Origin of the sequence: Vibrio sp. 1557 (genome assembly GCF_033340175.1) — a bacterium.
Taxonomy (GTDB): Bacteria; Pseudomonadota; Gammaproteobacteria; order Enterobacterales; family Vibrionaceae; genus Vibrio; species Vibrio alginolyticus.
The window spans coordinates 33,242-42,121 of the sequence record NZ_JAWOVZ010000031.1 but is presented as its reverse complement, the minus strand read 5'-3'; the positions used below and the strand labels follow the sequence as shown (position 1 = coordinate 42,121).

Below are 8,880 nucleotides of genomic sequence, written 5' to 3'. Positions count from 1 at the left end.
CTTTAAAATACAAAACGCCCGATGAAGTACATCGAGCGTTTTAGTTAAAAAGTGTCAACCCATATCAGGACGGGTCAGAATTGCTAGAAAAGCTTATTCACCCGCCACTTTCATGGTATCCAGTAGGATAGAGCCCGTTTGGATTTGTGAGCGCGTTTCAATATCACTACCAACCGCCACAATCTTGGTGAACATGTCTTTTAGATTACCTGCGATGGTAATTTCTGATACTGGGTATTGGATTTCGCCATTCTCAACCCAGAAGCCTGCGGCACCGCGAGAGTAATCCCCCGTTACCACGTTCACACCTTGTCCCATGACTTCTGTCACTAGAAGACCAGTACCGAGCTCTTTAAGCATTTGTTCGAAGTTTTGGCCTGTCGACTTCACGTACCAGTTATGAATCCCACCAGCGTGACCTGTCGGCGTCATCTTCATTTTACGTGCGGCATAACTGGTTAACAGATAAGTTGCTAGCACACCGTCGGTAATGATCTCACGGTCTTGAGTGTACACACCTTCACTATCGAATGGACTTGATGCCAAACCACGCAATACATGCGGACGTTCTGAGATATTGAACCATTCAGGAAGCACTTGTTTGCCTAGATGGTCAAGTAAGAAAGAAGATTTTCGGTACAGGTTACCACCGCTGATCGCCATAACGAGATGGCCAATCAAGCCTGTCGCAACATCAGCCGCAAACATGATTGGGTATTGACCTGTTTTTAGACGCTGCGCATCTAAGCGGTTAACCGTATTCTCTGCCGCCTTACGACCCACCGTTTCTGGGGTCCATAAGTCATCACGATGACGTGCCACGGTGTAGCTGTAATCACGTTCCATCTCGCCGTTTTGACCAACGCCAATTACACAACAGCTAGTACTATGGCGGCTAGACGCATAACTAGCTAATAAGCCATGGCTATTGCCATACACTTTCACGCCGTAATGACTATCATAACTCGCGCCATCACTTTGTTTGATTGCACTGTTATAACTTAGCGCCTCTTTTTCTGCTGCAATCGCCACATTGGCAGCATAGTCTGGATCGGGTGCGTCAGGGTGGAAAAGATCAAGCTCAGGGATATCTTGCACCATGCATTCTTTTGCTGCAGGGCCTGCAAATGGGTCTTCAGATGTGTAATGTGCAATATCTAGCGCCGCAATAACGGTTTGCTCGATTGCCGCTTCACTTAAATCAGACGTGGAAGCACTGCCTTTGCGTTGACCTCGGTAAACGGTAATGCCCAGCGCACCATCGCTGTTGAACTCGACATTCTCTACTTCACCCATACGAGTTGAAACACTTAAACCAGTGCTTTTAGTAATTGCGACTTCGGCGGCGTCAGATTTTGCCGATGCAAGCTTTAAGGCTCTTGCGACGGCTTGCTCTAGCTCGGTACGTTGCTCAGCAACCTGCTGTTTAATATCCATTGTCTTTCACATCTTGTCTTTGATGAACAATAGGATAACAAGAATTTCGCTTTCTCCCCATGATTCTTGTTAAAATAGTCATAATATTAATCAAAACACAGGCAACTGAAATGGCACGTAAGAATCAAAAAGCGCCATGGGAACCAGAAGAAGAGATCATCTGGGTAAGTAAATCCGAGATGAAGCGAGACATGGAAGAACTGCAAAAGCTAGGTGAGGAGCTTGTCGGCCTCAAACCTTCAGTTCTAGAAAAGTTTCCATTGAGCGAAGATTTGCGAGAAGCAATTGCTGATGCGCAACGCTTTAAAAATGAAGCGCGTCGTCGCCAATTACAACGTATTGGTAAATTGATGCGTTACGAAGATCCAGAGCCAATCCAAGCCGCACTGGATAAAATTCGTAATAAGCACTCTCAATTAACGGCGGTATTCCACAAACTTGAAGCGTTGCGTGATCGCGTAGTGGAAGAAGGTGACAAAGCCATTGATGACGTAATGGAAATGTACCCAGAAGCGGATCGTCAGCGTCTACGCCAACTTGCTCGCCAAGCAGCGAAAGAGAGAAAAGCTGGGAAACCAGCAAAAGCGTACCGCGAAATCTTTCAGATCCTTAAAGGTCTAAACGAAGAAGAGTTTTAATTCGAGGGCTCACGCAATGAGCATTCGATTTAAACGCAAAAAGCAGACGTCAATGTCTGCTTTTTTTATCTTTGGTTTTACAGTCAGCGTTACACTAAGCGATTAACGCGGTCTCCGCGATCGAAAGCGTTAATGTTCTCAATCAAGATTTCCGCTAAACGTTGGATAGATGAGTCGCTGCCCCATGCAACATGCGGTGTCAGTAACAAATTAGGTAAACTCATATTGGCAATCAGCGGATTGCTCTCGTCAGCCGGTTCTTGTGTAAAAACATCAAAACCAGCCGCTGCAATTTCTTGCTGTTTTAAGGCATCCACCAGTGCGCTCTCATCCACCAAACCTCCACGCCCTGTATTAATCAAAATGGCGTTGGACTTCATTTGTTTCAACTCTGCTTGACCAATTAAATTCTGAGTATGATCGTTGAGCGGGCAATGCAAAGTCAGCGCATCGGAGCGTTTTAATACTTCCTCAAACGACACATAACCTGGTCTACATTCTGCCGCCCCTTTACGCTCAGAAAACAACACGGTCATTCCTAACGCTTGAGCCAGATTCGCCGTCGCTTGCCCTAGTGCCCCACTACCAACAACACCTAACGTGCTACCACCAATATCCCCGATTGGGTGAGTAAAAAAACAAAACTGCTGGTTACGCTGCCACTCACCTGCGGCAATATCTTGGTGGTACCCAAATAAATTTCGTCTTAAAGCGAATAACATTGCCATCACGTGCTCGGGCACCGAACGCGTCGCGTAACCACGTACATTAGCAACCGCAATACCATTATTAGCACAGTAGTTCACATCGACGTTGTTAAAACCAGTTGCGGCAACCGCGATCATCCGTAATTTTGGTAGTTGCTCTAATACATGTTGGTCAAGCACGACTTTATTGCTAATCACGATATCGGCATCTGCTAACCTTTCTATTACCTGCCCAGGCGCAGTTAGGTCGTACTCACGCCAGTGGTGCGGAAAGCCAGGTCGTGGGATCTCAATATGTTCTGGGATGGTCGCTCGGTCTAAAAATACGATGCTTGGCAAAGACATAACAACTCCTTGTTCACGGCTGAAAGACAGGATACATCAACCACAGTAACGAAATAGCCAAAAATAGCGAACTAGAAAGAACCGTTGTTGAGTGCAATTGGCATTAAGGGTGTGGCAACGTTTTATAATCAGGCAATGTACGCTCTGGCGAAAAATAGTTAAAGATCATCGCCTCGGCTTCAGAATAAAAGTCACAGGGTACAAAAATACTGCTCAGCTGACCCGTAGCTGGATGATAAAAACTTAGCTCCGCAGCGTGCAACTCTAAACGTTCTGAAAACTGATACGCCTCTTCGCTTGCATAAAACTCATCACCCACAATCGCATGACCAATCGCCATCAAATGCACGCGTAACTGATGCGATCGACCAGTAATGGGCAGTAGTCGCACAACGGTCGTATGGGTGCCATCAGGGTGCACTTCACGCTTCACTACTTGGAATAAAGTTTGAGATGGTTTGCCGTCGTCAAAACATACTTTTTGTCGTGGACGATTTGGCCAATCACAAATTAATGGAAGATCAATATTCCCTTCTTGCGGCTCAACATGCCCCCACACACGTGCGTAATACACCTTGTGAGTGAGGCGATATTGGAACTGCTTTTTTAATGCTCGCTCCGCGGGTTTGTTTTTCGCCAGCAACATCAACCCTGATGTCGACATATCCAAGCGATGCACAACTTGAATTTCTGGATGCAACTCTTTGAGGCGGCTCCACATGCTGTCGTAATGCTCTGCAAGGCGACCAGGGACAGACAGCAGCCCTGATGGCTTATTCACTGCCAGAATGTCGTCATCCTCAAAAACGATATCAACCCAAGGGTCGGTGGGAGGGGTATATTCAAGCATTGCCATGGGAGATCTCTACAAAATAAAAACGCCGCGATTATATACCCAAATAGCACCCAGATGCAGGATTCTGAAGAAAAGTTCAACCCAATAAAACAAAGTCAATCCTTTAGCATAAAAACTAAAAATAGCACGTTGTAAATTTAGTTTGACAACAAGACGCATAACTGAATAGAGTGCTAGATGCACACAGCATGGTATTCGCAAAGAATACTTAAAATAAATACACCAAAACACAGCATTTAAAAGACATTACCGTTGCGCAGTATAGGGCGATCGCTCAGCTTGTCATGTACTGCGGTATGTATCTCTTTAGAAAGATACATAAGATAAAAAGGACAATAAGCAATGGACTCCGCCGTTATAGATAAACCCCAATCCAAACTTTCCTTATTTTTTCGTTCGCTAGGCCCCGGCATATTAATGGCATCTGCTGCGGTCGGTGGCTCTCACCTCGTGGCATCAACCAAGGCTGGTGCGATTTATGGTTGGCAATTGGCTGCACTGATTCTGCTCGTAAACCTGTTTAAATACCCTTTTTTCCGAGCGGGCGTACAGTACACCATGGGGACAGGGCTGACCTTGGTTGAGGGCTACGCGAAATTAGGTCGGCCTTATCTATGGCTATTTCTATTTCTGAGCGTGGTATCGGCCGTCATCAATACCGCCGCTTTGTTGATGTTTAGCGCTAGCTTGCTGGGCTACTTCATTCCGTTTTCACTATCAATGGCATCACTCAGTATCATTGTGATTGTCACCTGCCTGATTATATTATTTGCTGGCCATTACAAAGCGCTCGATACGCTATCTAAGGTGATCATGTCGGTGTTAACCATCGCGACTTTACTCGCTGTTTCTATCGCCGTTGGTAACCCTGTTGAGCAAGTAGCCAACTTCGAGCCGCCATCACCTTGGTCTATTGCGGCTATTGGTTTTATCGTCGTGACAATGGGGTGGATGCCTGCACCGATTGAGATCTCCTGTTTAACCTCAGCGTGGCTAAAACGCCAATCAAGCCAGCAAGAAGTAACATACCGCTCTGCTCTATTTGACTTTAATGTCGGTTATATTGGCACGGCGTTTCTTGCCATTATCTTTGTATCGCTAGGCTCTTTGATGCTTTATGGATCTGGCGTTGCGCTTGAAAGTTCTGGTGTTGGCTTCTCCCACCAATTGGTTGGCTTATATGCGGCAACGATTGGCGAATGGTCTCGTTACTTGATCGCGGTAATTGCGTTTTTCTGTATCTTTGGCAGCACGATTACCGTTATTGATGGCTATTCGCGCGTTATTTCGGATTCTCAACGCCTACTGCGCTCGCAACCAGACACTAACCCTAAAACCACTTCAGCGATCATGCTGGTAGTCTCCTTACTTGCATTGGGTATTGTGGTTTTCTGGGCTTCTGCGTTATTGCCTATGCTGAACTTTGCGATGATCCTCGCCTTTATGACCACGCCATTCTTTGCTCTGCTAAATTACACCTTAGTGAGCAAAACTGAGTTACCTGAGCCTTTGGCTGTTGGACCTAAACTAAAGTGGTTGTCGATTGCAGGCCTGATTTACTTGTTTGGCTTCTTGGCTGTATTTATCTGGTGGAAGTGGTTGATGTAAATGAGATAGCTATCAGTGATTAATGCATTCCGCATAAAGAAACTAAACCGTAAATAAAGAAAAAGGTCTTCAACTGAAGACCTTTTTTTAATGAGCAATAAATACTTACTTAGTTGTGGCTCACCACAATCAAACGCAGCGAGTCGAGCTGAACCTGAGCTTGGTTGATGTAACCAGTGAGCTCTTTAATTTGTGCGTCGATAGCTTCAATTTCTTCGTCACGAATATTTGGGTTCACCGCTTTCAGTGCTTGCAAACGCTCAAGCTCTGCATTCAAACTGTGCTGCATATCTTGATGAGCTTGTTTGCGTACTTCTTCGACCTTCTCTTCAATAAGAACATCACCGGCTTCAATTAAGCGGTGTACGTCTTTCTGTACCGACGTAACCAACTTGCTACCTAAGTGACGGTTTACTGGGCTGAGCTGGCGGTTAAAGCTTTCAAACTCCACTTGAGCAGACAAATCATTACCACGCGAGTCCATCATTAAACGGATTGGCGTTTTCGGTAAGAAGCGCGCGATACCACTGCGTTTTGGCGCTTGTGCATCTACCGCGTAAATCAACTCAAGAAGAATAGTCCCGACTGGTAACGCTTTGTTTTTCAATAGAGATACCGCAGACGTCCCCACCCCTTCACTCATAAGAAGATCGATACCACCCTGGATCATTGGGTGTTCCCAACTGATAAAGTGCATATCTTCACGAGATAAAGCCGTATCACGATCAAACGTGATCGTCGCTCCTTCGTATGGCAGACCTGGGTAGCTTGGCACCATCATGTGCTCAGATGGGGTCACAATCAGGGCGTTTTCACCTTTATCGTCTTGATTCAAGCCAATCGTGTCAAAAAGAGAAAGTGCGAAGGTGACCAGATTGGTATCGCCGTCAGTTGATTCAATTTTCTCAACGATTTGTTGTGCTTTTTCCCCGCCATTTGAATGCATTTCTAATAGGCGATCACGGCCTTGCTCCAATTGGGATTTCAGCTCTTTATTCATTTTTGCTGACGCTTCAATGATCTCATCTAGCGTGCTGGTATCACCAGAGGCAAGAATTTCAATCAGATCATCGGAGTACTTATCGTAAACAGCACGGCCTGTTGGGCAGGTTTCCGCAAAAGCGTTCAGGCCTTCATCGAACCAACGTGCTAGGATCGCTTGCGATGTGCCTTTCAGGTAAGGAACATGAATGTCGATATCGCGATTTTGACCGATACGGTCCAAACGACCAATACGTTGCTCAAGCAAGTCTGGGTTAAATGGCAAGTCGAACATGACAAGTTGGTTGGCAAACTGGAAGTTACGACCTTCAGAGCCGATTTCGCTACAGATAAGAACTTGTGCTCCACCTTCTTCTTGCGCAAAGTAAGCCGCCGCTTTGTCACGTTCAAGAATCGACATACCTTCGTGGAAAACGGTGGCGCGGATACCTTCACGCTCACGCAGTGCTTGCTCCAATTGCAGTGCGGTACTCGCACGAGAAGCAATCACGAGGATTTTCTCGCTGCGCTTCTCTTTTACTTTTTCAAGCAACCAATTCACACGCGAGTCAAACTGCCACCAGCTCGCGTCATCGCCTTCAAATTCTTGGAAAATTTCTTCCGGGTAAAGGTTCTTCATCGCACGTGCTTCAGAACTCATCTTACCGCCAATCATTCCAGCAACACGCATTGATGTAGTGTATTGCGGTGGAATATCCATTGGCATCAGATGCACGTTACGCGTAGGGAAGCCTTTGATGGCCGCGCGCGTGTTACGGAACAAAACACGCCCTGTACCATGACGATCCATCAAGTTATCGATCAGCTCTTGGCGTGCCGACGCTTTAGCTTCTTCGTCCGCTTCACTTTCAATAATACGGAAAAGTGGTTCTACGTCTTGTTCAGACAACAACTCAGTGATCTGGTTTTTTGCTTCATTAGGTAGCTTTTCACCGGAAAAGAGTGAAGTAATCGCATCTGCTACGGGCGCGTATTGCTCTTCCTCCTCAACGAATGCTTCGTAATCATAGAAGCGGTCTGGATCCAACAAACGCAGACGAGCAAAGTGACTCTCACGACCAAGCTGCTCTGGCGTTGCAGTCAGTAGCAACACACCTGGAGTACGTTCAGCCAAGCCTTCTACCACTTGGTATTCACGGCTCGGTTTATCTTGGCTCCATTCAAGGTGATGCGCTTCATCGACAACCAGTAGGTCCCATTCACCTTCCAGTGCTTGTTCAAAACGCTTGCGGCTCTTGCGTAGGAAATCCAAAGAACACAGCACATATTGCTGAGTATCAAATGGGTTTTCTGCATCCGCAAACGCTTCGATACAGCGCTCTTCGTCAAAGATAGAGAAATGCAGATTGAAACGACGCATCATCTCAACCAGCCATTGATGCTGCAGTGTTTCAGGCACCACAATCAAAATGCGTTCGGCACGACCAGACAGAACTTGTTGGTGGATGATCATGCCCGCTTCGATGGTTTTACCCAAACCTACCTCATCCGCCAACAAGACGCGTGGCGCGTGACGACGGCCAACTTCGTGCGCGATGTAAAGCTGATGAGGGATCAAACCTGCACGCATACCACATAGGCCACGCATTGGGCTCTTATGCTGCTCAAACTGGTTGGTTAGCGCACGGTAACGCAGAACAAAGTTGTCCATACGGTCGATTTGACCGGCGTACAACTTATCTTGAGGTTTGTTAAAACGAATTTGGTTGCTAAGGAAAATCTCACGCAGAACAACAGCGGTTTCTTGCGTGTCTTCACGAGTACCGAAATAGGTGTAAAGACCTTCATCTTCCAGTACTTCTTCTACTTTTAGAGACCAACCTTCTTGGCAATCGATGACATCCCCAACATTAAAGGTGACTCGGGTAACAGGTGCATCGTTACGTGCGTAAACTCGGTTTTCCTCTGACGCTGCAAACATCAATGTCACAGTACGAGCATCCATTGCTACAACGGTACCTAAACCTAAATCGCTTTCCGTATCGCTAATCCAGCGCTGCCCCAAAGCAAATGTCATGAATTGACTACCTCGTTATTAGTTCTTGATTCGTATTTCTTGTTGGTCTACTCATGCCCGTGGGCATGGATAATAGTTTAGATCTGATTCTGGCTTCTGCTATGCCGATAGCATTCGTCATTTCAGTATGAACTGAGTATTTTTTAAGCCAGCTCAACATGATAAATCGGACGTAGCCTATACGCAGAAAAAGGTCGCTAATCTTACTTGAAGCTGTGATTTAGGTCACGCCGAAACCGCACCAAGCAGAAACTTTTTTTCCCAAACTCT

General features: G+C 46.2%; 6 protein-coding genes. 2 read left to right on the top strand and 4 right to left on the bottom strand.

Annotated elements, in window-relative coordinates; genetic code table 11:
* Positions 1–93 precede the first annotated feature (93 nt).
* On the bottom strand, positions 94–1,437 hold the full coding sequence (gene pmbA / locus R7070_RS22390; protein ID WP_256900705.1) for a metalloprotease PmbA: 1,344 nt from the start codon (positions 1,435–1,437) through the stop codon (positions 94–96).
* Positions 1,438–1,547: 110 nt separating this feature from the next.
* Here pmbA and yjgA point away from each other — a divergent pair, with 110 nt between their 5' ends.
* Complete coding sequence (yjgA, locus tag R7070_RS22385) at positions 1,548–2,075, top strand: ribosome biogenesis factor YjgA (RefSeq protein ID WP_025767614.1); 528 nt, start codon at positions 1,548–1,550, stop codon at positions 2,073–2,075.
* Between the two features lie 89 nt (positions 2,076–2,164).
* Here the strand turns inward: yjgA and R7070_RS22380 are convergent, their stop codons facing one another.
* Together R7070_RS22380 and rluA are read right to left on the bottom strand one after the other, a co-directional pair.
* On the bottom strand, positions 2,165–3,127 hold the full coding sequence (locus tag R7070_RS22380; RefSeq protein ID WP_256900706.1) for a D-2-hydroxyacid dehydrogenase: 963 nt from the start codon (positions 3,125–3,127) through the stop codon (positions 2,165–2,167).
* 103 nt (positions 3,128–3,230) lie between these two features.
* Positions 3,231–3,983: a bifunctional tRNA pseudouridine(32) synthase/23S rRNA pseudouridine(746) synthase RluA gene (gene rluA, locus R7070_RS22375; protein ID WP_054575320.1), complete on the bottom strand. Its 753-nt coding sequence runs from the start codon at positions 3,981–3,983 to the stop codon at positions 3,231–3,233.
* 342 nt (positions 3,984–4,325) lie between these two features.
* Here rluA and R7070_RS22370 point away from each other — a divergent pair, with 342 nt between their 5' ends.
* Entirely contained in the window at positions 4,326–5,591 is a 1,266-nt protein-coding gene (locus R7070_RS22370; protein WP_054575321.1) for an NRAMP family divalent metal transporter, read from the top strand.
* 109 nt (positions 5,592–5,700) lie between these two features.
* Here R7070_RS22370 and rapA read toward each other — a convergent pair whose 3' ends face one another.
* Positions 5,701–8,610 carry an RNA polymerase-associated protein RapA gene (gene rapA / locus R7070_RS22365; protein WP_005388434.1) on the bottom strand — a complete coding sequence of 970 codons (2,910 nt, stop codon included), beginning with the start codon at positions 8,608–8,610 and terminating at the stop codon, positions 5,701–5,703.
* Positions 8,611–8,880 lie beyond the last annotated feature (270 nt).

What these genes read in the sequence shown, in the direction of transcription:
- yjgA (WP_025767614.1), top strand. Translation starts at nt 1,548, where the DNA reads ATGGCACGTAAGAATCAAAAAGCGCCATGGGAACCAGAAGAAGAGATC.
- rapA (WP_005388434.1), bottom strand. Translation starts at nt 8,610, where the DNA reads ATGACATTTGCTTTGGGGCAGCGCTGGATTAGCGATACGGAAAGCGAT.
- R7070_RS22380 (WP_256900706.1), bottom strand. Translation starts at nt 3,127, where the DNA reads ATGTCTTTGCCAAGCATCGTATTTTTAGACCGAGCGACCATCCCAGAA.
- rluA (WP_054575320.1), bottom strand. Translation starts at nt 3,983, where the DNA reads ATGGCAATGCTTGAATATACCCCTCCCACCGACCCTTGGGTTGATATC.
- R7070_RS22370 (WP_054575321.1), top strand. Translation starts at nt 4,326, where the DNA reads ATGGACTCCGCCGTTATAGATAAACCCCAATCCAAACTTTCCTTATTT.
- pmbA (WP_256900705.1), bottom strand. Translation starts at nt 1,437, where the DNA reads ATGGATATTAAACAGCAGGTTGCTGAGCAACGTACCGAGCTAGAGCAA.